This window comes from Acinetobacter sp. CWB-B33 (assembly GCF_039655955.1).
In the GTDB taxonomy this organism is placed as follows: Bacteria; Pseudomonadota; Gammaproteobacteria; order Pseudomonadales; family Moraxellaceae; genus Acinetobacter; species Acinetobacter bouvetii.
This window is the reverse complement of sequence record NZ_JAGFEU010000004.1, coordinates 255,604-278,902: the sequence shown is the minus strand read 5'-3', so window position 1 is coordinate 278,902 and position 23,299 is coordinate 255,604. Positions and strand designations below refer to the sequence as shown.

At 48.3% G+C, this 23,299-nt stretch carries 21 protein-coding genes and 4 tRNA genes; 7 read left to right on the top strand and 18 right to left on the bottom strand.

The features are described from left to right. Positions 1-135 precede the first annotated feature (135 nt). Entirely contained in the window at positions 136-1,065 is a 930-nt protein-coding gene (locus JZ784_RS13525) for a DMT family transporter (RefSeq protein WP_346315204.1), read from the bottom strand. A gap of 102 nt (positions 1,066-1,167) precedes the next feature. On the opposite strand from JZ784_RS13525, the gene JZ784_RS13520 reads away from it, so the two are divergent. Then, a complete protein-coding gene (locus JZ784_RS13520) occupies positions 1,168-1,968 on the top strand; it encodes a helix-turn-helix transcriptional regulator (protein WP_346315203.1) in 801 nt (266 codons plus the stop codon). A 297-nt stretch (positions 1,969-2,265) separates the two neighbouring features. On the opposite strand, the gene JZ784_RS13515 is transcribed toward JZ784_RS13520, so the two are convergent. Both JZ784_RS13515 and JZ784_RS13510 read right to left on the bottom strand, forming a co-directional pair. After that, positions 2,266-2,907 (bottom strand): fumarylacetoacetate hydrolase family protein, encoded by a 642-nt coding sequence (locus JZ784_RS13515; protein WP_346315202.1) that lies wholly within the window; start codon positions 2,905-2,907, stop codon positions 2,266-2,268. Between the two features lie 55 nt (positions 2,908-2,962). Next, positions 2,963-3,460 (bottom strand): YcxB family protein, encoded by a 498-nt coding sequence (locus tag JZ784_RS13510; RefSeq protein WP_005012925.1) that lies wholly within the window; start codon positions 3,458-3,460, stop codon positions 2,963-2,965. A gap of 163 nt (positions 3,461-3,623) precedes the next feature. Here JZ784_RS13510 and JZ784_RS13505 point away from each other — a divergent pair, with 163 nt between their 5' ends. Continuing rightward, positions 3,624-4,934, top strand: a complete 1,311-nt coding sequence (locus tag JZ784_RS13505) for an SRPBCC family protein (protein ID WP_346315201.1) — start codon at positions 3,624-3,626, stop codon at positions 4,932-4,934. 95 nt (positions 4,935-5,029) lie between these two features. Here JZ784_RS13505 and JZ784_RS13500 read toward each other — a convergent pair. The 5 genes from JZ784_RS13500 to JZ784_RS13480 form a co-directional block, all read right to left on the bottom strand. Further along, positions 5,030-5,106 (bottom strand) — tRNA-Arg (locus JZ784_RS13500). Positions 5,107-5,349: 243 nt separating this feature from the next. Next, positions 5,350-5,949, bottom strand: a complete 600-nt coding sequence (locus JZ784_RS13495) for a dihydrofolate reductase family protein (RefSeq protein ID WP_346315200.1) — start codon at positions 5,947-5,949, stop codon at positions 5,350-5,352. A gap of 131 nt (positions 5,950-6,080) precedes the next feature. After that, a tRNA-Arg gene (locus tag JZ784_RS13490) sits at positions 6,081-6,157 on the bottom strand. A gap of 48 nt (positions 6,158-6,205) precedes the next feature. Then, positions 6,206-6,282: transfer RNA gene (locus tag JZ784_RS13485), tRNA-Arg, on the bottom strand. Positions 6,283-6,297: 15 nt separating this feature from the next. Continuing rightward, a tRNA-Ser gene (locus tag JZ784_RS13480) sits at positions 6,298-6,387 on the bottom strand. A 266-nt stretch (positions 6,388-6,653) separates the two neighbouring features. On the opposite strand from JZ784_RS13480, the gene rnr reads away from it, so the two are divergent. The 4 genes from rnr (at position 6,654) to JZ784_RS13460 (ending at position 12,249) form a co-directional block, all read left to right on the top strand. Then, positions 6,654-9,113 (top strand): ribonuclease R, encoded by a 2,460-nt coding sequence (gene rnr / locus JZ784_RS13475; protein WP_346315225.1) that lies wholly within the window; start codon positions 6,654-6,656, stop codon positions 9,111-9,113. A gap of 406 nt (positions 9,114-9,519) precedes the next feature. Continuing rightward, a complete protein-coding gene (locus JZ784_RS13470) occupies positions 9,520-11,550 on the top strand; it encodes a M3 family metallopeptidase (protein ID WP_346315199.1) in 2,031 nt (676 codons plus the stop codon). A 48-nt stretch (positions 11,551-11,598) separates the two neighbouring features. Further along, the gene (locus JZ784_RS13465; protein ID WP_171065538.1) at positions 11,599-11,808 is read left to right on the top strand and encodes a YheV family putative zinc ribbon protein; all 210 of its coding nucleotides are present in this window, start codon (positions 11,599-11,601) and stop codon (positions 11,806-11,808) included. 15 nt (positions 11,809-11,823) lie between these two features. Next, complete coding sequence (locus tag JZ784_RS13460; protein ID WP_346315198.1) at positions 11,824-12,249, top strand: hypothetical protein; 426 nt, start codon at positions 11,824-11,826, stop codon at positions 12,247-12,249. Positions 12,250-12,602: 353 nt separating this feature from the next. Here the strand turns inward: JZ784_RS13460 and JZ784_RS13455 are convergent, their stop codons facing one another. The 5 genes from JZ784_RS13455 to JZ784_RS13435 all read right to left on the bottom strand — a co-directional run bounded on the left by JZ784_RS13455 (position 12,603) and on the right by JZ784_RS13435 (position 17,878). Beyond that, positions 12,603-14,801, bottom strand: coding sequence for a TRAP transporter large permease subunit (locus tag JZ784_RS13455; RefSeq protein WP_219190686.1), 2,199 nt, complete (start codon positions 14,799-14,801; stop codon positions 12,603-12,605). 224 nt (positions 14,802-15,025) lie between these two features. Further along, positions 15,026-15,610: a rhombosortase gene (rrtA, locus tag JZ784_RS13450; protein WP_346315197.1), complete on the bottom strand. Its 585-nt coding sequence runs from the start codon at positions 15,608-15,610 to the stop codon at positions 15,026-15,028. A gap of 75 nt (positions 15,611-15,685) precedes the next feature. Then, entirely contained in the window at positions 15,686-16,729 is a 1,044-nt protein-coding gene (locus tag JZ784_RS13445) for a hypothetical protein (protein WP_219190675.1), read from the bottom strand. A 515-nt stretch (positions 16,730-17,244) separates the two neighbouring features. Then, complete coding sequence (locus tag JZ784_RS13440) at positions 17,245-17,628, bottom strand: hypothetical protein (protein WP_346315196.1); 384 nt, start codon at positions 17,626-17,628, stop codon at positions 17,245-17,247. Further along, a complete protein-coding gene (locus JZ784_RS13435; protein WP_005012948.1) occupies positions 17,621-17,878 on the bottom strand; it encodes a succinate dehydrogenase assembly factor 2 in 258 nt (85 codons plus the stop codon). The genes JZ784_RS13440 and JZ784_RS13435 overlap by 8 nt, the downstream gene beginning before the upstream one ends. Positions 17,879-18,061: 183 nt before the next feature. Here JZ784_RS13435 and JZ784_RS13430 point away from each other — a divergent pair, with 183 nt between their 5' ends. Further along, positions 18,062-19,234 (top strand): acyl-CoA dehydrogenase family protein, encoded by a 1,173-nt coding sequence (locus JZ784_RS13430; RefSeq protein WP_346315195.1) that lies wholly within the window; start codon positions 18,062-18,064, stop codon positions 19,232-19,234. Between the two features lie 31 nt (positions 19,235-19,265). Here JZ784_RS13430 and JZ784_RS13425 read toward each other — a convergent pair whose 3' ends face one another. The 5 genes from JZ784_RS13425 to rpoA all read right to left on the bottom strand — a co-directional run bounded on the left by JZ784_RS13425 (position 19,266) and on the right by rpoA (position 23,292). After that, entirely contained in the window at positions 19,266-19,499 is a 234-nt protein-coding gene (locus tag JZ784_RS13425) for an alpha/beta hydrolase (protein ID WP_346315194.1), read from the bottom strand. 21 nt (positions 19,500-19,520) lie between these two features. After that, on the bottom strand, positions 19,521-20,054 hold the full coding sequence (locus JZ784_RS13420) for an alpha/beta fold hydrolase (RefSeq protein WP_346315193.1): 534 nt from the start codon (positions 20,052-20,054) through the stop codon (positions 19,521-19,523). A gap of 156 nt (positions 20,055-20,210) precedes the next feature. Further along, a complete protein-coding gene (locus JZ784_RS13415; protein WP_346315192.1) occupies positions 20,211-21,701 on the bottom strand; it encodes an NAD(P)/FAD-dependent oxidoreductase in 1,491 nt (496 codons plus the stop codon). A 199-nt stretch (positions 21,702-21,900) separates the two neighbouring features. Continuing rightward, positions 21,901-22,266, bottom strand: a complete 366-nt coding sequence (rplQ, locus tag JZ784_RS13410) for a 50S ribosomal protein L17 (protein ID WP_005012953.1) — start codon at positions 22,264-22,266, stop codon at positions 21,901-21,903. Between the two features lie 18 nt (positions 22,267-22,284). After that, entirely contained in the window at positions 22,285-23,292 is a 1,008-nt protein-coding gene (rpoA, locus tag JZ784_RS13405; RefSeq protein ID WP_005012955.1) for a DNA-directed RNA polymerase subunit alpha, read from the bottom strand. Positions 23,293-23,299: the final 7 nt, after the last annotated feature.

Here is a 23,299-nt window from a genome sequence, read left to right as displayed (position 1 = left end):
ATATTCAAACCCTGAGCTGTATAAATCATGGCTGCCGAGCCGTTTTCCCGGCACCGCTAAACCTGAAAATGGGGGCAGCGCGGCATCGGCTTTGATCCGCTAAGGCTGAATATTCCTTAGTCTGCTGACTGAATATTATGCAGATTCCGGCAGATGCAAAGCGCGTTTAATCCATGCATGCAGGCTGACAATCATGACACCCGCCATCACAAAAGCAGTCCCGAAAATAAAGTTCGGCTCAATCTGCTCATTCAGAAAGATTACGCCAAAGATCATGCCGAAAATTGGCGTTAAAAATGAAAATACGCCTAAGCCATTGGCTAAATATTTACGCAGCAGCCAAAACCACAGCATCAGGCTGAAGAAAGACATCAGCAATACATGAAAGGCCATGCTGCCCAGCGCGATGGCGCTCCAGTGAACCGCGGCTTGCCCGGTCAGCACAGCGACCGGCATTAAAAACACAAATCCGCCCACCAGCTGATAAAATAAGGTCTGTGTGGGCGGCGCATCTGCCAGTTTGGTCAAGCGCAGTGAAATGGTAGTCAATGCCCACATCCCCCCCGCCAGCAAAGCGAGAAAATCCCCCCATAAAGCTTGCAGAATCTGCTGTCCAGCATGCTGACCGCGCCCAATGAAGGACAGCGCAATGCCGCCAAAGGCCATAAAAATCCCCAGCCACTGCACCGCATTCAGCTTTTCAGCAGGCAATTTCCAGTGCAGGCCCAGCGCGACAAAAATTGGCGCAGTGTACAGCAGCACCACAGTATGTGACGCGGTGGTGTAGCGCAGCGCTTCCGCCACCAGCAGAAACTCTGCAGAAAACAGCAGCGCCAGCCAAATGCCGGGCAGCAGGTATGCCTTGCTGCAGAGGTGTGCGCCTTGCTGCAGCCGGATTAAGAGAAAAACCAGCAAAGCAGACAGCCCTGAACGGATCGCAATTTGCATGATGGGTGAAATATCAGGCGCCGCCAGTTTCAGCACCACCTGCTGTATGCCCCAAATCATGCACAATACAATAATTAAGCCAGATGCCTGAACATCCAGCGCTTTACGCTGTTCCACAATGCTTACTCAGCCGCTCATCAAGCGCACACTATAAAACTGTCTTAAATAAAAGATATAATTCAAACCAGACAAAAAATCTTTTTATTCAGGCAAACCGATATGCCGCAAAACCTCAAGCGTGGCCCGGCCGCTTTAAAGCAGCTGCCGACCAATGATGATATTGCCCGTACCTTGTGGGTCAGTTTCCGCGATGATCCTGCGCTTTCAGCCTACCCTGCACATGGGCACGCATGGGGAGAATTCATCTATGCCTTTAATGGCGTAATGGAAGTCCATATTGATCAGGTCGATTATATAACCCCGCCGCCTTACGGCATTTGGCTGCCGCCTAATTTGCAGCACAGCGGGCTGAACCGCACGGCGGTTTCACATGGAACCTTATATGTGCATGAGCGCCTGTGCAGCCGCATGCCGCAGCAGCCCGGCATTCTGCTCAGTTCCAGCTTGGTCTCGGCAATTTTTGAGCATTTAAGGCAGCGCTCTCTGCAGGAAGATTCGCCTGAATATCAGCGCCTTTTGCAGGTGATGCTGGATCAGCTGCAGCAGGCGCAATTGGTCAGCAGCTATTTGCCGCATTCCAGTCACCCAGCGCTGATGCAGATTTTGGACTTTTTACATCAGCATCCCGACGACAGCAGCCCGCTGCAGGTGCTGGCGCAGCAAGCCAATATGACTGAGCGCACTCTTGCCCGCTGCTGCCTGAAAGAATTGGGCATGTCTTTAAATGAATGGCGGCAGCGCCTGAAAGTGATTAAAGCCATGAGCATGCTGACTGCAGGCAAAAAAGTGGAAAGCATTGCGCTGGACTTAGGCTACGCCAATGCCTCAGCCTTTATCAATATGTTTAAACGCTGGATGAATCTGACCCCAGACCAGTTTAGAAAGCTGAATCAGCCGTGATCATCAGCATGCCTGAGCATCACCATTAACTGCAGGCGCGCAGGCAGTTTGATGGCTTTATCACCCGATCATCTATCAAAACCGTAAAAACATGATAAAAATTAACTTTAAGCCTATTCAAACATGACTGACAGAGGATCTGGCGGCAGCCCGTCTCGTCAAACATCCTCAGTTCAACTGAGCATTGTGCATCAGGCGGGTGCGGATGCTGCATCGATACACTTTTAATTTTTTTATGCTGTTTCAATAAAAAAACCGCCTTGCGGCGGTCTCTTTTTGATGCATCCTGATCCGGATTCACTTTACAAAAGTCGTCCACACATAATCCTGTGTTTTGCCTTTTAACGTCATTTTCAGCTGCTCGCCTGGCTGCAGTGCCGCCACGCCTGCAGGCGTGCCCGTCATCACCACATCGCCGGCTTCTAAGCTGAAAACTTGACTGATGTCTGCCAGCAATGAACCAATATCAAAAATCAAATGCGACGTGTCGCCTTTTTGGCGCAGTTCATCATTCACATGCAGCGTATAGTTCACATCATTCCAATCACTCACCACATCATCCACTGCAACCCAGCCGGACAAAATGCATGAACCGTCATAGGCTTTGCAGCGTTCCCACGGCTGGCCTTTTTTCTTGAGCTCATCCTGCTGATCGCGCAAGGTTAAATCCAGACCTAATGTGACCGCGCCGATGGCATCCAGCGCTTTGACTGGATCAGTTTCACCTTTCAGGGGACGGTCAATGCGCAGGCTTAATTCGCATTCATAATGGCAGCTGCCCAGCGCAGTGTTCCATGCAATGCCATCGGCCAATGATGTCAGCGCGCTGGGCGGCTTCATAAACAAAACAGGACGATCTGGGACCGCATTGCCCAGTTCTCTGGCATGGTCTGCATAGCTGCGGCCCACGCATACAATCTTAGATGGACGTGTCGTCATAATCTTCCCTTCCTGTTTTATTGCAATCGGCTTTCGCCGAATTGCCTGTTAAACGCTATTTCTTAAATGTATTTTCAAACACAGTTTGGTCCGCCGGATTCGCAAACGCGCGCTTGGGCACAATCACCACGGTGCGGTTTTTCATTTCCAGCATATAAGTCAATTTGCCTGATGCAAAATTGGCAACATCGGCATAATTGAAAGTGTTTTTGCGGCCATTGGCATGCAGTTCAGCATGATCCTGATACAGGTCAATGCCCTGCTCGCTTTTGCCGAATTGATATTTGACAAACTGGCGCTTAAACATCATTGGCAAGAACCAGTAGCGCATCAAAATCTGCATGATCAGGAAAAAAGCGCCGAGCCCGACATAATAGCGGCCCGCGCCATCAAACCCTAAATAAAACCCCCACGCAATAATGCCCAGGCTGATCACTGGCGTGACAAAGCGGGTCAATTGTTTTTTGCCGAAAGTCGCTAAAGCAAAGCCGTCCTGCGACTCTTCCAGATTTAAAAAATAACGCAGCGATAAAGCAGGTTGAGTGTCCGACATACGCGTATAAGCACATCAATAATAGAAATTGAGCTAAATCTTACACCAAAATGCGCATTTTCCTTATTCTTTTTCCGCTGCCGTTCAACCCATTCAGGCTGTTCATTGCTGTCAAAATAGGCTAAAAATGCTGCCCATAATAAATGCATAAACAGGATGTGATATGCGCCCTAAAATAAAAACTGCGATTTTCCCCATTTTTATCTTGGCCTGCTGCAGCGCAGCCATTCAAGCCGATGCCAGTTTTGTGCAGTGGACGCCGCAAATTCCCAGCAGCCTGAGCCCGTTTCAAAACAGCCCGCAGCAGTTGGCGGCATTTACAGGCAGCAGTATTGCCATTTTTGCGCACCCAGCACAGAGCATCAGCCTGCCGACCATGAAATATGGTCAGCAGATCTCTGGCAAATATTACAGCGCGGCGGTGGTTGTGCCCGCCAGCAGCAAAAATGTCGCGCGCCTGCTGCAGAATTATGCCAATTATGCTGGGCTCTTTCCCACCTTAAAGCAGGCAAAAGTGCTGGAACAGCACGGAGGATTGTCCACCGTTCAATATTCCATTCATATCCCTACGCCAATTCCTGTGCTGAATTTCCGTGAAAGTATCACCATGCAACATCAGATTGAAGGCAGCAGCATCAGCAGCCTGGTCTTAGATGCCCCTGTTCCTTACGGCTCAGGCAAGCTGGAATGGTTTGAACTCAGCCCCAATCAAACCCTGATTACAGTCACGCAATGGGGTGACCTGAATAAGCCCAAAGGCTTTTTATTCAGTAAAATTTTAAATGCCGTACCGGAAGCTAAACTCGGCATTCCAGCCGGCACCAGCAGCTTTTTACTGGAAGCCCTGCAGCGCCGTTTTAAAAGCAGCGCCGCAGAACCCGCAATGACCGCGCTGCCCGCAGTAAAACTGTCCGAAGAGCAGCTGCTGCGGGTTGCGCAAATCAGTCAAAAATCACAGGAACCGGTCAGTTTTATTTTGCCTGCGCAAAAAATCCAGTATGCCAATAATACTGAAATCATGCGCTTCAGCACCAGTTATCAATACTATGCGCAGCAGCCGGAACAGCTACAACAATGGCTGGCGCCTCCCGCTTTTCAGCAATTGTTTCCCAATCAGATCAAATCATTCAAAATCAAACAGATCAATCAGAGGCAGCTGGATGCCGATTACCGCATTTCAGTCGGCTTAGGCGTGATCAGCATTCCTTTCGATTTCAAAATGCGCTTTGATTCCCCGAATGCCCTGCAAAATCAGTTTCATGCAACTGGCGGCGATTTAAAACTTGTCCGCGGGGCAATGCGCCTGATGCCATTCAAGCAAGGCAGCCTGCTGAATATCACCAGCGCAGTGAAAATTGATGACAGTGCGCCCTTTCTGCTGCGCGCTATGCGGAGCATGCCTTATCATGAAATGCTGCCCGCTGTCGGCGGCAACACGGTATTTGCATTAAAAATTCGGCAAAAAGCTGGATAACTGGATAACTATAATATTTATTTCCGATAGGTCGACGCATAAATGACAGGCACAAAAAAACCGCAGCATGTGCGGTTTTTCAGTCTTGATCAAGTTGGTGCGCTCAGAGAGATTCGAACTCCCGACCCCTTAGTTCGTAGCCAAGTGCTCTATCCAGCTGAGCTATGAGCGCGACGTCTTGATGGAATGCATTATACGTGATTTTCAACTTTTGTTAAGCGCTTATTTGTATAATTCCAACTGACCGTCTAGTATTTAGGCGCATCCGCTAAGAATCCCCGCTAAACCCTGCAAATTCACCGATTTCAAAGCCATGCATGACAGCAGCATTTAATTTGAATCCGCGCAGATCCGGCTAAAACGGCGTCTGCGGTTCCGCTATTCAGCAAAACCCATGCGTATTTTCAACAGCGCTTCAGCCCAAATGGCCCGTTTCCACGGCGCCGCCGCGGACATAGTGCGCAAAAATCACGCCGCTGGCTGTCACAGCATGATCTTTCAATACATAGGCCGCTGGAACTGCATTGGCTGCAAATAAGCACTTGCCTTGACCCAGCAGCAATGGAAAAATCATCAGCTGCAGCTCATCGGCAAGGTCATGCGCCAGCAAAGCCTGAACCAGCTGTGCGCTGCCATGGACTTTAATCGCGCCGCCGCGGCCGGCTTTTATTTTCCGCACATCTTCCAGCTGTTGCAGGAAAACCGTATTTTGCCAGTCTGAATGCACCAACGTCCTGGACAGCACATATTTAGCCACCTCATTGATTCCAGGCCACAGCGCCGCATGCGCTGGCCAGTATGGCGCCCAAATTTCAAAGGTTTTGCGCCCCAGCAAAATATCCATCGGCTGCATCCACGCGTGCATAACCGCAGCAAGTACGGCGTCATTCTCTGCAAAATAGGGCGCTGCCCAGCCGCCATGCTGAAATCCGCCCGATGAGTCTTCCTCTGCCCCGCCCGGCGCCTGCATCACGCCATCCAGCGTGATAAATTCCTGCACAATGAGTGTTCTCATGCGATGCACTCCCCCAGTATTGAAGGGTCAGCGTTCGATTCTTTTTATATTAATCTTATTTTCAAAATAAAGGGCAAAAGCCAAAATTCAGACACAAAAAAACCGCAACATGTGCGGTAATTTGTTCAAGTTGGTGCGCTCAGAGAGATTCGAACTCCCGACCCCTTAGTTCGTAGCCAAGTGCTCTATCCAGCTGAGCTATGAGCGCTAAACTTGTGTGCCTTAACGGCTTACGTTACTTTTCGTGTTTACTTATTGGTGCGCTCAGAGAGATTCGAACTCCCGACCCCTTAGTTCGTAGCCAAGTGCTCTATCCAGCTGAGCTATGAGCGCGACATAAGTAAAGCGTGGCGGTGAGAGAGGGATTCGAACCCTCGATACAGTTACCCGTATGCGTCCTTAGCAGGGACGTGGTTTCAGCCACTCACCCATCTCACCGTAACGTGGCGCCATAATACAAACTTAACCGCTGCACTGCAAGCAATGCGCACTGTTTTTTTACTTTTTTTTGCTCAATTAAATATTTTTTAAACGATTTTCAGGAACTTTAACGGTAATCGCTGGAAAAAGACGCGATTCACCAGCCATAAAAACTGCAAACGTCGTAAAATGCCAACTTAGAACACAATATTGCAATCATTTACGTGCAGTATCCTGCTGCATGTCTTATGCTAATCCTAATCTTCTGACTTGAAGCCAAAGACATTATGAAAAATTGGGTCGACCCTGAAGCAAAAGCTGAAGCCGAACGTTACGAAAATCCAATTCCCAGCCGCAAGCTGATTTTGGAAACCATTGAGCAGCGCGAAACTGCGCTGTCGCATGCAGATCTTGTCGAGCATTTTGAAATTGCCGATCAAAAAAGCATTGACGCCCTGAGCCATCGCTTAATTGCCATGGTGCGTGACGGACAGCTGATGAAAGACGGCTTTAAATTTCAGTTGGCTGAAGAACAGCCGACCCATGAAGCAACGGTGTACATTAACAGTAAAGGCTTGGGCACAGCCAATATCTCAGGTCAGGATGATCTGCTGCTGCCGGAGCGTGAACTGCGCCAAGTCTTTAACGGCGACCGGGTTAAAGTCCGCCAGACATCGGTAGACCGCAAAGGCAAAGCCTGGGGCTTTATTACCGAAGTTCTGCAGCACCGGGTGAAAGAAATTATCGGAAAAGTAGCAATATACGACGGCGAATATTTTATCCAGCCCGCCAATCCCAATGCGCATCAGCCCATTACCTTAGAAAAAGAGCTGATTGAGCATGCCAAAGTCAAAGTCGGCGACTCTATCCGCGTCGCCATTGACAGCTACCCAACCAAAGACGAATTTGCCACAGGCCATATCGTGCAGTCGATGGCGGATAAAGCCGATACTGAAATCATTATTCCGCAAACCATTTTAGAGTACGGCTTGCCGTATGAGTTTCCTGAAGCGGTGATTAAAGAAGCCGAAAGCTTTAAAGAGCCGTCAGATCAAGACCGCAAAGGCCGCATCGATCTGCGCGATTTGCCATTGGTGACCATTGACGGCGAAGATGCCCGCGACTTTGATGATGCGGTGTATGCAGAAAAACGCGCTGGCGGAGGCTACCGCGTCGTGGTGGCGATTGCCGATGTCAGCCATTATGTGCGTGTAGGCAAGCCGCTGGATGATGAAGCGCAAGAACGCGGCACGTCTGTGTACTTCCCGCATTTTGTTTTGCCGATGCTGCCGGAAGCGCTGTCCAATGGCCTCTGCTCGCTGAATCCAAATGTTGACCGCTTATGCATGGTCTGCGACTTGAAACTGTCGCGTGCTGGCCGGGTAACAGGCTATGAGTTCTATCCGTCGGTCATGCACTCTAAAGCGCGCCTGACCTATACGCAGGTTGCGCAGTATTTTGACGGCGACAGCAAAGCGGTCACCGAAGACCGCGATGTGCGCAAATCATTGAATACGCTGTTCCAGCTGTATCAAGTATTAAAAGGCCTGCGGGCAGAACGCCATGCGATGGAATTCGAAACGGTCGAAACCTACATGACCTTTGATGAATTGGGCGGCATTAAAGAAATTCTGCCGCGTTCACGCAATGAAGCGCACAAGCTGATTGAAGAATGCATGCTGCTGGCCAATGTCGCTGCAGCGGACTACGCATTGAAAAATGAAATTCCGATGCTGTACCGTGTGCATGAGCCGCCAGAGTTTTCCCGCATTCAGAAAGTCCGTGATTTTGTGAAGCTGCTGGGCATGAACTTCCCGGAACAGCCGACTCAGGCGGATTATCAGGCCGTCATTGAAGCCACCAAAGACCGCATTGATGCGCCAAGCATTCATGCCGTGCTGCTGCGCTCAATGATGCAGGCCTACTATGGCCCGGACAATGCAGGCCACTTCGGTTTAGCCTATGAAGCATATACGCACTTCACATCGCCTATCCGCCGCTACCCGGACTTATTGCTGCACCGCGCGATTAAAGCGCATCTGCAGAAGAAACCGTTCCCATTATCTGGCCAGTCCTTGAGTGATGCCGGTGAGCATTTCTCCGCAACCGAACGCCGCGCAGATGAAGCATCCCGTTCAGTAACTGCATGGCTGAAATGCCATTATATGCAGCAGCATTTGGGTGAAGAATTTACCGGCACGATTTCTGCTGTCGCAGAGTTTGGCTTATTTGTTACCTTAAAAGACTTATATGTTGACGGCATGGTGCATGTCAGCCAATTAGGCGATGACTTCTTTGTCTTTGATCAGCCGAGCCAAAGCCTGATTGGCAAAGGCCATGGCCAAACGTTCAGCCTAGGTGATGAAGTCAAGGTGAAAGTTGCCGGCGTAAACCTGGAAGAGCGCAAAATTGATTTTGAATTGCTGCAGCAGCTGACACACGGAGGCCGCGCTGTACGCAGCCGGGCGCCGCGCGTCGCTAAACCGGCGCAGCGCGCCGATGCCAGACCGGCCCCGCGCGGTGATGCCAAGGAAGAAGTCTTTTCTGAACAGGGCAAAGCCACTGTCAGTGAAGACGGAGAACGTCCCATTCGAAAGAAAAAGCCCAAATCAAAACCAAGCTCTTACGGCGCAAAGTCTGATAAAAAATCTGCAGCTAAATCTGAAGCAAAGGCTAAAGATAAAGTAAAGAAAAAAGCCAAGGCCAAAAAGAAAAAGGCCAATGCCAAAGCAAAAACTGAGTAATTGCGGCAACCATTAAAAGAGCGCTTCGGCGCTCTTTTTTATTTATGCGGTGAGTGCGAATAAAGGCCACCAGTGCGGAAAATACAGCACTGGCAAAACTAAGCATCTTTAAAACAGCGTTCGGAAACATCCGGAAAATCGATGCTGACTTGCCAGCACGATTTGAAAATCATCCAAGATAATCTATCGAGTTATGATTCAATACCTGCCGAATCTCAGCAGCGCCAGCATTAAAATAACCTGCGGCATCTCCCTGTCCCCGCAAGTTCGATCTATCTTGAGCATGCGGTCAAAGCACTTCAACCCCTGCCGATCTTTGAATAAATTCCGGTTCTGCCTTGATTTCCCTGCACTTAAGCCTTACATCTACACATAACACAGAATATTTTTATACGGCATTAGCATCATGGCATTAGAAAAGGCGACTCTGCCCGTTCCGCAATTCGATCAAATTCAATTAGATCAGCTGAAATTACAAATTGAACAGGCCATTCAGCATGGACAGGATTTTTTAAATAAACTGACGGCAGTTCCAGACAGCATTCAAGCGCAGCTGCAGGTTTTAGACACCGTCGACCATCTCGAAAACAGCATGAGCGAGTCTTGGGGCGTACTGTCGCATTTAAATGCTGTGATGAACAATGCAGAGACTCGTGAAGTGCATCAAGCGCTTTTGCCTGCGCTCAGTGAATATTACACAGCGCTTGGCCAGCACGCTGCGCTGTATCAAACCTATCAGCAGGTCCATGACAACAGTATTTTCAGCACGTTGCCTGCGGCGCAGCAAAGCGCAGTTAAACTTGCCCTGCGTGACTTCAAACTGTCTGGCGTCGCTTTAGAGGGTGAAGCCAAAAAGCGCTATGCAGAGATCTCTTCGCGCCTGTCCCAATTGTCTTCTGACTTTTCCAACCATGTTTTAGATGCAACACAGGCCTACTTCAAGCCTTTGACCGAAGCGCAGCTGGAAGGCCTGCCGCAAAGCAGCATTGAATTATTGAAGCAGTACGGCCAGCAGCGCGAGCTGGAACAGCCCGCAGCCACTTTGGATATCCCATCCTATTTGGCTATTATGACTTATGCAGCCAGCCGTGAACTGCGTGAAGAACTGTATAAAGCCTACACCACCAAAGCCTCTGAATTAGGCGGCCACCCTGAATTTAACAATACTTCCGCAATGGAAGAAATCCTCAGCCTGCGTCAGGAAATGGCGCAGCTGCTGGGCTTCAACAATTACGCAGAATTGTCACTGGCCAGCAAAATGGCGCCGGATGTGGAAACCGTCAATCAATTTTTAGTCGATTTAGCAGAGCATGCGCGCAAGCCGGCAGAAAAGGAAATTGCAGAACTCAAAGCGATTGCGGCGGCTGACGGCGTCACAGAGTTGCAGCCATGGGACACCGGCTACTACAGCGAAAAGCTGAAAATGCAGCAATTCAATTTGTCACAGGAGGCCCTCAAGCCCTACTTCCCTGCGCCAAAAATCCTGCAAGGCTTATTCAGTATCGTGAACCGTTTATACGGCATCAATATTATTGAACGTGAAGCGCCGGTTTGGCATCCAGACGCCCGCTATTTCGAACTGGAAGATCAGGGCGCTGTAGTCGGCGGATTCTACTTTGATTTATACGCGCGCAGCGGCAAACGCGGCGGCGCATGGATGAGCGGTTTCCGTTCGCGCATGCAAACCGCCAGCGGCCTGCAAAAACCGATTTGCTACATGGTCTGCAACTTTACCCCGCCTGTGGGCGATCAGCCTGCGCTGCTTACACATGATGAAGTGAATACGCTTTTCCATGAATTTGGACACGGCCTGCATCATATGCTGACAGAAGTCGATAATATCGCAGTCGCAGGCACACACGGCGTCGCCTGGGATGCCGTAGAATTGCCTAGCCAGTTTATGGAGTTTTGGACTTGGGATAAAGACAGCTTAGACCTGCTGAGCGAGCACATCGAAAGCCATGAGTCCCTGCCGGCAGACCTGCTGAAAGCGCTGCTGGACGCCCGCCATTTTCAATCCGGCATGCAGTCGCTGCGCCAGATAGAATTCGCCTTATTTGACTTGAATATTCACAAAACCACACCGGCGCTAAACGCGGCGCAAATTCAAGCCACGCTGGATGAAATCCGTCAAAAATACGCAGTTGCGCCCAATGCCAGCTATAACCGCTTTCAGCACGGATTCAGCCATATTTTTGCGGGCGGCTATGCGGCCGGCTATTATTCATATAAATGGGCAGAAGTTTTAGCCAGTGATGCCTTTGACCGTTTCGAAAAAGAAGGCATCTTCAACACAGAGACTGGAAAACAGTTTCGGCAGTTTATTCTAGCAGTTGGCGGAAAAGATACAGCCCTTGACGCATTTATCAATTTCCGCGGACGCGAGCCAAAAATAGATGCTTTGCTTCGTCATCAAGGTTGGACGAACGCATCATAAAACGCTTAAACTAGTTGCCTTAGTTTGATTGAGGGTAGCAGGATGACCATTAAACGCCGTTTCATTGCTGGAGCAAAATGTCCAAAATGCCAGGCGTTAGATCGAGTCGTCATGCTGACTTCAGGCGACGATGAATGGATTGAATGCATTGACTGCGGTTACAGTGAAAACCGCCCGACGCATGTGGAAGAACCGGAAACGCCGGCTGTTCCAGATGACATCGGCGTCATTCAATTCAAGCCTCGCCAGCCGAAATAACAACAAGGCTTTTATATGTTTGAAGATCAAAGACATAGCCCGAAACTTTTAATCGGGATTGTTGGGGGATTAATTGCTGTCATCGCACTGTTCTTAACCTATCAGTGGATGATGGCGTCCAATGCAGAAGATTTGCCGCCGCATCAGGCTGATGCTGCGCCTGCAAAAGCAGCGCCCAAGGAAACAGTAAAACCTCCTGCGGCGGAGCCTGAAGCCGTTTCCACTGCGGCCAAATTGGCTGATGAAGATATTCTGCAGGCGCCTGTGCCTGAAAATGCGGCTTTAGCCAAAGAAGAAATTGCAAAATTGGAAGATATTCAATCGCAGCTGACTGAACAGGAAAAAACGCTGAAAGCGCAGCATACCGATGCTGACCAGCTGATTAAGCTCAAAGAAGAGCAAATTAAACTGCTCGAAGCGCAGCTGTCCCAAAAGCCATAATTTTATCAATTTAATTGAGGCTAGAATGTCCGCAGCTTTCTGGCCTTTTTTTATGCGGCATGTTCCCGCAAAGCGCGGTCTGCTTAAGGCTCTTGGCCTGTTAACACTATCCGCCCTTTTATATTCCATGATAGGCATCATTTGAATCCGTTTTGCCTCGCATAGCACTGATCCGCCAGCATCTTTTTCCGCAGCCTTGCGTCCTGCTCAATCAGCTGTTCATCCTTGACTTAGGCGCCCGCTTACTGTGCAGCCCGCCGCCGCAAAAAGTTCAGGCAGTTCAGAGCGTCAAAAGAAGCGCATAAAAAAGCGCCCGAAGGCGCTATTTTCAGTTCATTTCCCAATGCTGCGGTTTAATGGTACCAGCCGAACAATTTGAAAATATAAGGCGCATAAGTCACCACCAGCAGCGACGGGAACAAGACCATAATCGGCAGGATCCAGCGCTCATAGCGGTAGTAGAAATTGGTGTACATTGCTTTGGCTTCCGCATCCGCAGCCCGCACTTCTTCATCGCCAACCGACAGCCGCGTCAGCAAATGATTCAGCGCAACCGGCGGCGAGACGTACCCCAGCTCAAACGCCACCAGCACAATCATCCAGAAGTGGATCGGATGAATGCCATTTTCATACGCCACAGGCGCAATGGTGGCCGCCACTAAAATGACTGCGCCAAACGGGTCGGTGGTCATGCCGACAATTGCCAGCAGCAGCGCGATAAAGGCCAAGGAAATATAGATATTGCCCAAATGCGTTGGCAATAATTCAACAATTTCAGTTCGCTCAATCAGCCCGCCGACGCTTGCTGAAAGCGCCATCAGGATAATCAGCGCACCAATATGGCCAACCGTTTCAGAAGAAGCGAACCAAATTGAATTGCTGAAACTGCGGCGGTTGGCGCCATGTCCGCCATGCTCGCGCATAAACTCAGAACTTTGCTCATGCTGCAAAGTAATCGCAGCGTGCTTATCAATCGGCTCTTTGATAAAGCGGTCTGCAAACCAGCGGTCAAACATAATATAAGCAATGAGCAGAATTGGCAGCACGACTGGCGCAGTGAATTCATCCATCTGCGTGTCTAGACCATACTTGTAGAAGGCAATCACAATGAAAGTCAGCACAATATAAGGAATCACAGGAATAAAGGCTTTCAGCATGCCGGGCACAGCAACTTTTGGCGAATTGACGCGGAAGCGGGTTTCCGCCAAGAACAGCGAAATGCCTAAGAAAATAAAAGCCGTCAGCCAGAAAACATAAATGCCGTGATCAAACAGCTCATCCGAGGTGACATGGCGGCTGTCCAGCATTGAAATTAAAATAATCAGCAAGCATGGACGGATGACTACGCCTAAAGAACCGGACATAGCAGAGACAGCCAAAGCGAATTGACGGCGTGAACCCGAGTTCCAGACTTCCTTATAAATGATCGCGCCGGCTGCGACGACAAAAATGCCCGATGCGCCGGTATATGCGGTAGGAATTGCTGCCGCAATTAAAATCAGCCAGGTCAGTGTTTCAGGCGCCAAATTCCATGGGCGCAAAATCCCAAGGAACAAATCCATAATACGGGTTTGCGTCAGCAGCATACCCGCCCAGATAAACAGCGCCAAGTTTAAGAAGATGCCGGAGAACTCAACCAATTGGCCCAGGTAAATGCCCTGGCCCATCGGATAATCCATGAAAAAGGTAAAGGCGACGCCGGTAATAATGGCCATATAGGCATACAGCGGCACACTCAATAAAGCAAAGCCAATATTGCCTGGACCCGGTTCTTTCACCGCTGGGGTTTTAAAGAATTGGAAAATGCTGATCAGCATGACTATGCCAAATAGCGCCAGCCAAAGCCAGTAAATCGCCAGCGTTTCACCCGTCGATTTGACCCCTGAATTCAATACAGAATTGAATTGGCTGTAAACTGAAAAGGTCAGCAGACCATTACCAATCGCCATAAACAAAGCATAAACTCTGTAATCCAGCTTAGTCGTTGGCGCCCGCAGGCCGATATGATGGAATTTGACCGAAGCCGTAATCGCAGAAACCAGCACCATCAGCAGTAAAATCAGCACCCGGTTTTCGGAGCCGAATTTAAAAATACCGAAGAAAGTGGTTTCAATCGCGCGATAGGTGCGGATGCTTGGATGGTCATCCAAATATTTCTCTGCTTTGTCGTAAAACTGGTATTTCTCTTCGCACTGCTGTACGCCAGCCTGCACTGATGCGCGCACATCCGCTGCCGATGCTGTACCGAAAATATCAGCAAACTCATCATTGGCATTCTGTTTCATTTGCGCCTGCACCAAAGCATCCACATTCGGATGGCGGTCACAGTCCGGCTTTACCGGCTCTGCGCGCAGGAATGAATACTGCATGCCAATCGCTTCATTGCCATAGAGGCGTTCGCCTGTCCGCAGCAGCTGGCCATGAATCATTTCACCCGTGCCAATAATGAGCGTCAGCAGCAATAAAATTAAAACTACGAAGGTCGAAATCCACTCGTTCCATATGTAACTTAACAGACCCAGTCCCGATCTGCTGTGTTCATTATTTTGCATGAGCTGTCCTATTTTTATTTTTGGCTGCAAAGCACAGAGGCGCTGCATCCTTGTCCTGTCGGCTGGAAAAGATCCTTTCTCCAAGCCTATTGCTTTTTATTCATTGCAAATTTGCATGACTTTTCAGTTTTTGAAAATGACAATATCTATTTTCTTTTCTGTTTAAAATGTCAACTTAGTCACTAGCCACCCTAAATCATATTTAAATTCAAACATCAACAGCATTAATCATGCATATAGCGGTCTGCATAATACTCCACAATTAAATACACGCTGGCAGCGCCAATTCCCCAAATCACCCCCAGCAGATGCGCCTCAACCAATACCGGGCTGCCAATCAGCTGCGCAGTCCCTGTACTGCCTACGGTATTTTCCCAAATCAGTTTTGCCAAAATAAGAAAAAGTACCAACGCTGCAAAATTGCGTTCGCGCTTATAAATTAAATGCACGCAGGCGATGGCGGCATAGGCGCCATGCAGCACGCCAGACAAACCCGCGTAAGCTTCAGTGTCGGGTAAAAAATAGTAAAAACTGAGGCTAATCAAAGGCGGCAGCACAATCAGCAAGGCGGTGAAATGCCATACTGAGGCCCGCGGAAAAATAAACGGCAGGCACATAAAAGCCAGCATATTTAAAAAATAATGCATCCAGCCAACATGCACCCAATGCCCGGTCCAAAGACGCCAAGGCTCTGCGAACAGAACCTGATGCAGGTAAAAAAAAGAGTCTTTAAAGATCTGCAGGCAAGCGCAGACAGAGAAAACCGCCGCGATAAAAACAATTTTCCGTTTCAGATAGTGATCTTTCATGCGCACTCCCTGTGTGCGTCCTAAAACAGAAGCCTTAAGAGCCAGCAGGCGATTCAGGCTTCTGCTGATTCAGATTCATTCACTCTTTGCATCAAACAATTCATCCAAATCTGATGAGTTTCCTGACTCGTCCCAGAACTGCTCCATGCCGTCATCTGCGGTGCGCACGCCAGTATGTTCTGTCCAATAGCGGTCTGAAATGCCTTTCACCATGGACGCTGCCATACTGTCAATTAATTTGAATTGCGGATTAACCGGCTTTTCATCACTGCGCGCTTGAGCAAAGGTTTTAAGCGCATCACGGATTTTCGCATCATCGCCGCTGGCTTGCGCGGCCACGGCATACATCGCATGCGACAGGCGCACGCCTTTTTTCTCGCCGATTTGCGTCGACTGCTTCAGTGTTTGATACGGGTCTGGCTTGCCGTCTCCGGCGCCTGGCAGCAATGTCCAAATCACTGCGCGGGTCGCTTCCGGCGCGCCCCAGAATTTCTCATTATTCAGGCAGGTCATGCCGCGCTCTACCACCGCTGCAATATCTTTCGGCACATTCACAGCGCCGCCCGAGTTAATGTCATTGGTCATAGACTGCAGACCGCTCAGCATGCCCAGCAGATAAACGGTTTGCTCTATGTCGCTGTTCATTTTTGGACAGCTTTCACCCAAAGCTTTCTTGTATTTTTTTTCATAACGGCTTTGAAAGAGCTGATAGCCTGTGTACTGGCGCTGCGCCGCCAGCGCCGCCCAGCGCTTCTGTTCAATGCGGGCGTCCTGCGCTTCAGAGACTTGATTGGCTTTGGAAGCGCGCAGGTAGCGCAATTCTGAATCCAGCGCCTTTTGCTCCGCGCAAATGCCGGCGGCGGAATACATCAGTACCGCGACACGGGTTGGATCAGCTCCCATATCTTTAGTCGCCATAATGGCTGGGGTCAATGAATTGCCTGAATTGCAGACCATTTCAGCATCATCCATGGCTAAAATAGGCGGTACAATATGATTTTCGGTAAATCCGAGCGCAACATTGGCGCCTGTTTTCACAACCTGTGAACAACCCGATAATAAAGTCGTTGTTATTACTATTGCAGCCATACCTTGGCCTATTTTTTGGACGCTCGACATTTTCCTGTCCTCTATAATTGTGTTTATGTCCATAACGACAAACATATCAGAAGCAATTTCTGAATTAAAGAGTATTTACTCTAATTTAAGGCTACACTTTGCCATGAATTCCAAGGTGTGAAATTGACTGTTTTTTGATAAATGCCAAATTTTAGGCAAAAAAAAGCAGCATTGCGACGGTTCAGCACATGCTGCTTATTAAAGGGTAAAGTGCCTAAACACTTAATCTGATGCAAATCGTTCCTTCAGCACCGTTCCTAGCCGTCCTACAACAATCGCTAACACAATTGCTGCTGCCAGAAACATCCAAGTTGGATAATCCATCTCGATCTCCGCTTGCTGTTGGTAAAGATAATGTACATAAAATGGGCGGACAGCAGATTCAATCTTGTCTGACAATCGGCATTTTATGCCAATAATTTAAAATTCTGTCTGACAACAGCAATTCAATATCTAATCAATACATTGTTATTGTTTATATTTTTATTATTGCAAGATCTTAAAGTGTCAGACAATCAGATCATTTTGGCCAATACTTTAAAGGATTTCCATTGCCGGAATGGCATTTGATCACACCAGACGATGATCGGTTTTGCGCGTGCATGCTGAAAATAAACCACAATATAGGCCTGATGATCCACAATATGGCTGATATGCGCCCGATGCTGAGCGCCCGCCGCTGAGATGGTCCATTCTTTGCCGTCAAGGTAATCCAGCCCGGTAATTTTCGGCGCTTTCCGGTAAAACAGCAGATATATGACAGCGCCAAGCAATAAAAAGCCGCACCATAATGCGAATGGAAGCAGCTGATGCAAAACCGTCATCAGTACACTGAAAATACACAGCTGAAACAGCAGCGCCAAATAGCTGCGCTGCAGCTGAAAACTGCATTTATCCATGAATGTAATGCTTTAGCTTCTGAATAAAAGTTTTCAATTCAGGACGGGGCGGTTCGCTGACTTCCATAAACCAGTCCAGCAGGTCTGGATCTTCCTGTTCAACGAGCTCTGCAAACATTGCTTTTTCAAAAGGATCCGCCTGCAAATAATAATTTTTAACATAAGGATCAAAGTACACATCAATTTCTTTTAAGCCGCGGCGCGCACGATAAATTACTTTACGTTCTTCTAACGTGATTTCATCACTCATCTTATTCCCCAATCATTTTAAATCCCGCGTATTTTACCCCATCCAAAGCGCTTTGTTCGCATCTATTCTGCAAATTGGCGAAATCCGCCAGCAATTCCTCCTGTTTTGAACATTCAGCTCATTGCTGTGCTGCAGCGCTTCTTATAGTTTGTTTGCATATTTATAAAAACAAGGAAGATCACAATGCAGTCAGGCGCAATACGCCCCATCCCTAATATGCTGCCACGTAAATTGCTGAATGAAGAGCATGAAGCATTCCGCGATACCGTGCGCAAGTTTTATGAAAAAGAAGTCGTGCCGAATATTGCCCGATATGAGCAGCAGCAGCATGTAGACCGGGATTTATGGAATAAGGCCGGTGAATTGGGCCTGCTCTGCACGACGATCTCGGAAGCCTATGGCGGATCGGGCGTTGACCGTCTGTACAGCATGATCTTAATTGAAGAGCAGGCTTATGCCATGGATTCCGCTACCGGTTTTTCACTGCATTCAGATATTGTCGCCAATTACATCAGCAACTTCGGCAATGAACAGCAAAAGCAGTCTTGGCTGCCGAAAATGGCCAGCGGCGCATGCGTGACCGCCATCGCCATGACTGAACCCGGCACAGGTTCAGATTTGCAAGCCGTCAAAACGTCTGCTGTTTTAGATGGCAATGACTATGTGATTAATGGTTCAAAAATTTTCATTACCAATGGCTACTTATGCGATATGGCCATTGTGGTCTGCAAAACAGGGAACAGTGAAAAAGGCTCCGCCAACTTATCACTGATCATGGTGGAAGCCGGCCGCGCAGGCTTCAGCAAAGGCAAGCCGTTAAATAAAATCGGCATGAAAGGCCAAGATACCTGCGAGCTGTTTTTCGATAATGTCCGTGTGCCTAAAGAAAACCTGCTCGGCATGGAAGGCATGGGCTTTATGATGCTGATGAAGGAATTGGCTTGGGAACGCATGTTAGTCGCAATTATCTGCCAAGCCGGCGCAGAAGCGGCATTTGCGCATACCGTGCAATACACCAAAGACCGTAAAGCCTTTGGTAAAAGTATATCCAGCTTTCAAAACACCCGCTTCAAGCTGGCAGAGCTGCGTACCGAAATTGATTTCTGCCGCGCCTATTTAGACCGCTGCATGGAGCTTCAGCTTTCAGAAAGCCTCGGCATTGACGCTGCCGCCGCAGCCAAATACAAAATTTCAGAGATGTTTTCTAAAGTTGTCGATGAATGCCTGCAGCTGCATGGCGGCTATGGCTATATGCTGGAATACCCGATTGCCCGCGCCTATATTGATAACCGCGCCAATCGCATCTATGCCGGCACCAATGAAATTATGAAAGAACTGATTTCCCGAAGCCTATAGCCGTAAAACTAGCCTTCTCACGAAGGCTTTTTTATTTCAGAGGCGCTAAAAACTCGGCAATCAAGTTCACGGCCCATTCCGGGTTTTCCTTATGCGGCATATGATGCAGGCCTGGCAGAATATAAAGCGCCGACGGTCCTTGGGTTAATTCCGCAAAGCGTTCAGCCTGTACAGAACTGCCATATTCATCCAGCTCGCCATGCAGGACCAAATTCGGACAATATACGCGCTCCAAATATTCAGCTAAATCCCAATCTGCAAACAATGGGTCACACCATGTTTCCGTCTATGCATCGAGCACCCATTGCGCTTTATCTCCATGATATTTCGCCAGCCGATCCAGCTGGCCGGGCTGCGCAAAGCCCTGTTTCGCTTTTTCAATGCCCCGCACCGTTAGATCCTCCAGCATCGACTGCGCAGAAATCGTGATCAGGCCTCTGCATTGATCCTTATAATCCGCGGCAATGCATGCTGACATTCCGCCGCCTACACTGTGCCCCATGACGATGAAATGCTCTAAAGCCAGCGATGCTGCGACTGCAGCAAAAACCGTTTGCGATTCAGCTGCAATGAAATCTAAATTGGGGCGCTTGGAAGCAGCCGAGGACTGGCCAAAACCGGCACGGTCATAGGCATGGACTGTCCGTCCGGTTTTTTTCGACAGCAGCAGTGGAAAATCGCGCCATAAGTCGACACTGCCCAGCGAATCATGCAGCAGTATGATCGGCGCCAATTCAGCATGCAGCTGAACCCACGATTTTACATAGATGCAGCCATAGGCTGTCTGCAAGTCAGTGGATTGAATCCTTAAGGTCATCATGCTTCCCTAACCAACGCTATAGCGAATATGGCAAATATTCTGACAAATTTTAATCTTCAAAACCTGACCTCTCGGGTCATAGATTGAAAGCAGTTTCGAATTTATAAATAAAAAAGGGAGCCTTGAGACTCCCTTTAAAATACAAACATACTACGATTACGAAGCTATTCGAGGCTTAGCAGCGGCTTGAGATGACTTCTTTTTAAACTTCAAAATACGGTCTTCAAAACTGGCTTTTTTAAGTGCTTTGCGGTCAGCCAGATAATTATTGGTCACATGCCAAGGCCCGCTTTTGCCTTGTTTCGGCATAGAATCCGCGGCGCGGGCAATATAGCCAGAGCTCAAACTGCCCATCACCGTATCCTGTTCAAGCTGCGTGGCATCCCCTTCCGCAATCACCTGATCATACTGATTGGCATCCATATAGTTCAGCAAACGGCAAATATATTCAGATGCGATATCCACTTTCAGCGTCCACGACGCATTGATATAGCCAATAATCATCGCCATATTCGGCACATCACTCACCATAATTCCTTGATACAGCATATGCTGCGAAGTATTCAGCGGCTTGCCGTCAATTGAAGCCTGAATGCCGCCTAGGATCTGAATATTCAGCCCTGTAGCCGATACAATAATATCAGCGTCCAGATGCTTGCCGGACTTCAGCAGAATACCATGTTCAGTAAAGCGCTCAATTTGATCCGTTTCAACACTGGCGCGCCCTTCACGCAGGATTTTAAACAAATCGCCATCAGGCACTACACATAAACGCTGATCCCAAGGGTTATATGTTGGAGTAAAGTGTTTCATATCCACTTTGCCTTTTAGCTGCAGCTCAATGGATTTTAGTAAAAATTTACGCAGCAGTTTTGGCTGCTTCTGCGCAACGGCATAAACAGCCCGCTGTACGCCGATATTGCGGGCGCGCGTTAATTTGTATGCGGCATCTTCAGGCAAAATTTTACGCATTTTGTCGTAAATCATATCTACAGATGGAATAGACGCAATGTAAGTTGGAGAACGCTGCAGCATGGTCACATGCCCCGCGCCCCCTTTGGCCATAGCAGGCACAAGCGTAATGGCAGTCGCGCCGCTGCCGATAATCACCACCTTCTTGCCGCTGTAATCCAGATTTTCAGGCCAATGCTGCGGATGAATAAACTGGCCCTTAAATTGCGCTTGATTTGGAAAATCGGGCTGAAAACCCTGATCATAATTATAGTAGCCGGTACAGCCCAGCACAAAGTTCGCAATCCATGTTTCTTTTTGCTGCTTGCTGTTTTCAATCTCAACCTGCCACTTGCGGCTGGCAGAGTCATAGTTCGCTGATAGCACCCGGTGCTGAAAATGAATTTTCTGCTTTAATCGAAACTCATCTAAAACTTCTGCCAAATAGCCTTTAATCGCGGAACCATCCGCCAAAACACTGGCTTTTTTCCATGGCTTAAAATTAAAGCCAAACGTTGACATGTCAGAGTCAGAACGGATGCCCGGATACTTAAACAGATCCCATGTGCCGCCAAAGCTTTCGCGGCGCTCAATGATTTCAAACGATCTCTGCGGGCTGTTTTTTGCCAAATGCGCGGCAATACCAATACCCGAAATACCGGCACCGACAATCAGAATATCAACATTTTTTTGCATATTGTTCTTTTAACCTGTTTCAACTTTATGATTTTATTAAAGCATAATTTTGACAATACACAATGTCAAGTTGATATAAAACAGCGCGTTTTTCTTATCATCTTGGGACAAAATAAAGAATCGTCTGACAATCAGGCAATAAAAAAGGCTGGTTTTGCAACCAGCCTTTTAGAACAGCAAACGCTATTCTTGAGCGAAATTAGTTAACTTCGCGATCTACAAGCTCAACGTAAGCCATCGGCGCAGCATCACCTGCGCGGAAGCCCGCTTTAAGCACACGTAGATAACCGCCGTTACGTTCTTTGTAACGAGGGCCAAGAACGGTAAATAATTTACCAACAGTTGCTGCTGAACGAGTACGAGCAAACGCTAAACGGCGGTTTGCTACAGAATCGACTTTAGCTAAAGTGATTAAAGGCTCAGCTACACGACGCAACTCTTTCGCTTTAGGCACAGTTGTTTTAATCAACTCGTGCTCAAACAAAGAGTTTGCCATGTTTTGGAACATCGCTTTACGATGACTGCTTGTACGGCCTAATTTCACACCACTATTACGATGACGCATGGTGATAGTCCTACTTAATTAACGGCTGCGGTAGGCAAAGCGGTCGTCCATGCGTAAACTAGCTGGTGGCCAGTTTTCTAAACGCATGCCGAGCTGCAAGCCCTTCGAAGCTAGAACATCTTTAATCTCAGTCAACGATTTTTTACCTAAGTTAGGAGTTTTTAACAACTCAACTTCAGTGCGTTGAACAAGATCGCCAATGTAGTAAATATTTTCTGCTTTCAAACAGTTAGCAGAACGAACAGTAAGCTCTAGATCATCTACTGGACGAAGCAAGATTGGATCAACTTCTTCACGAGGCTCTTGAGCAACTGGCGCCTGGTCTTTCTGAAGGTCAACGAAAATCGCAATTTGCTGCTGCAAAATAGTCGCAGCTTTGCGGATCGCTTCTTCAGGATCAACAGTACCATTTGTTTCAAGATCAATGATCAATTTATCAAGATCCGTACGCTGTTCTACACGAGCATTTTCAACTGTGTAAGACACGCGCTTGATCGGGCTGTAAGACGCATCCAGCTGCAGGCGGCCCACTGGACGAGTTTCGCCCTCTGGGAAGCGTGAGTCAGAAGTCTCATAGCCGCGGCCTTGAGCAACTTTCAGGCGCATCTTAAGATTGCCTGAGGCACTTAGAGTGCCGATCACATGTTCAGGGTTAACCACTTCAACATTATGAGGTAAACGAAGGTCGGCAGCAGTAACGTCGCCAGGACCTTGTTTTTCCAATGTCAAATAAGCTTCATTTTGATCGAACAGCTTAATAGACAATCCTTTCAGGTTCAGCAAGAGCTCGACGATGTCCTGCTGCAAGCCTTCCAAAGTACTGTACTCGTGCTCGACACCTTCAATTTCAACTTCAACCACGGCAGCGCCAGGTAAAGAAGAAAGTAGGATGCGACGTAAAGCATTGCCCAGAGTGTGGCCAAAACCACGCTCTAAAGGTTCTAGAATAACTTTTGCCGAGGTCCCGCTTGCCGCTTCGACTTTAATCGCTTGCGGTGTTAGAAACTCATTTGCAGTACGCGTCATTATTGCT

Bases quoted from the DNA above. Each gene is read 5' to 3' on its own strand.
- JZ784_RS13460 (WP_346315198.1), top strand. From the start codon at position 11,824: ATGTTTGAAGATCAAAGACATAGCCCGAAACTTTTAATCGGGATTGTT.
- JZ784_RS13495 (WP_346315200.1), bottom strand. From the start codon at position 5,949: ATGAGAACACTCATTGTGCAGGAATTTATCACGCTGGATGGCGTGATG.
- rplQ (WP_005012953.1), bottom strand. From the start codon at position 22,266: ATGCGTCATCGTAATAGTGGTGTGAAATTAGGCCGTACAAGCAGTCAT.
- JZ784_RS13420 (WP_346315193.1), bottom strand. From the start codon at position 20,054: ATGATGACCTTAAGGATTCAATCCACTGACTTGCAGACAGCCTATGGC.
- JZ784_RS13515 (WP_346315202.1), bottom strand. From the start codon at position 2,907: ATGACGACACGTCCATCTAAGATTGTATGCGTGGGCCGCAGCTATGCA.
- JZ784_RS13435 (WP_005012948.1), bottom strand. From the start codon at position 17,878: ATGAGTGATGAAATCACGTTAGAAGAACGTAAAGTAATTTATCGTGCG.
- JZ784_RS13510 (WP_005012925.1), bottom strand. From the start codon at position 3,460: ATGTCGGACACTCAACCTGCTTTATCGCTGCGTTATTTTTTAAATCTG.
- JZ784_RS13455 (WP_219190686.1), bottom strand. From the start codon at position 14,801: ATGCAAAATAATGAACACAGCAGATCGGGACTGGGTCTGTTAAGTTAC.
- JZ784_RS13470 (WP_346315199.1), top strand. From the start codon at position 9,520: ATGGCATTAGAAAAGGCGACTCTGCCCGTTCCGCAATTCGATCAAATT.
- JZ784_RS13505 (WP_346315201.1), top strand. From the start codon at position 3,624: ATGCGCCCTAAAATAAAAACTGCGATTTTCCCCATTTTTATCTTGGCC.
- JZ784_RS13415 (WP_346315192.1), bottom strand. From the start codon at position 21,701: ATGCAAAAAAATGTTGATATTCTGATTGTCGGTGCCGGTATTTCGGGT.
- JZ784_RS13440 (WP_346315196.1), bottom strand. From the start codon at position 17,628: ATGGATAAATGCAGTTTTCAGCTGCAGCGCAGCTATTTGGCGCTGCTG.
- JZ784_RS13445 (WP_219190675.1), bottom strand. From the start codon at position 16,729: ATGTCGAGCGTCCAAAAAATAGGCCAAGGTATGGCTGCAATAGTAATA.
- JZ784_RS13430 (WP_346315195.1), top strand. From the start codon at position 18,062: ATGCAGTCAGGCGCAATACGCCCCATCCCTAATATGCTGCCACGTAAA.
- JZ784_RS13520 (WP_346315203.1), top strand. From the start codon at position 1,168: ATGCCGCAAAACCTCAAGCGTGGCCCGGCCGCTTTAAAGCAGCTGCCG.
- rrtA (WP_346315197.1), bottom strand. From the start codon at position 15,610: ATGAAAGATCACTATCTGAAACGGAAAATTGTTTTTATCGCGGCGGTT.
- rpoA (WP_005012955.1), bottom strand. From the start codon at position 23,292: ATGACGCGTACTGCAAATGAGTTTCTAACACCGCAAGCGATTAAAGTC.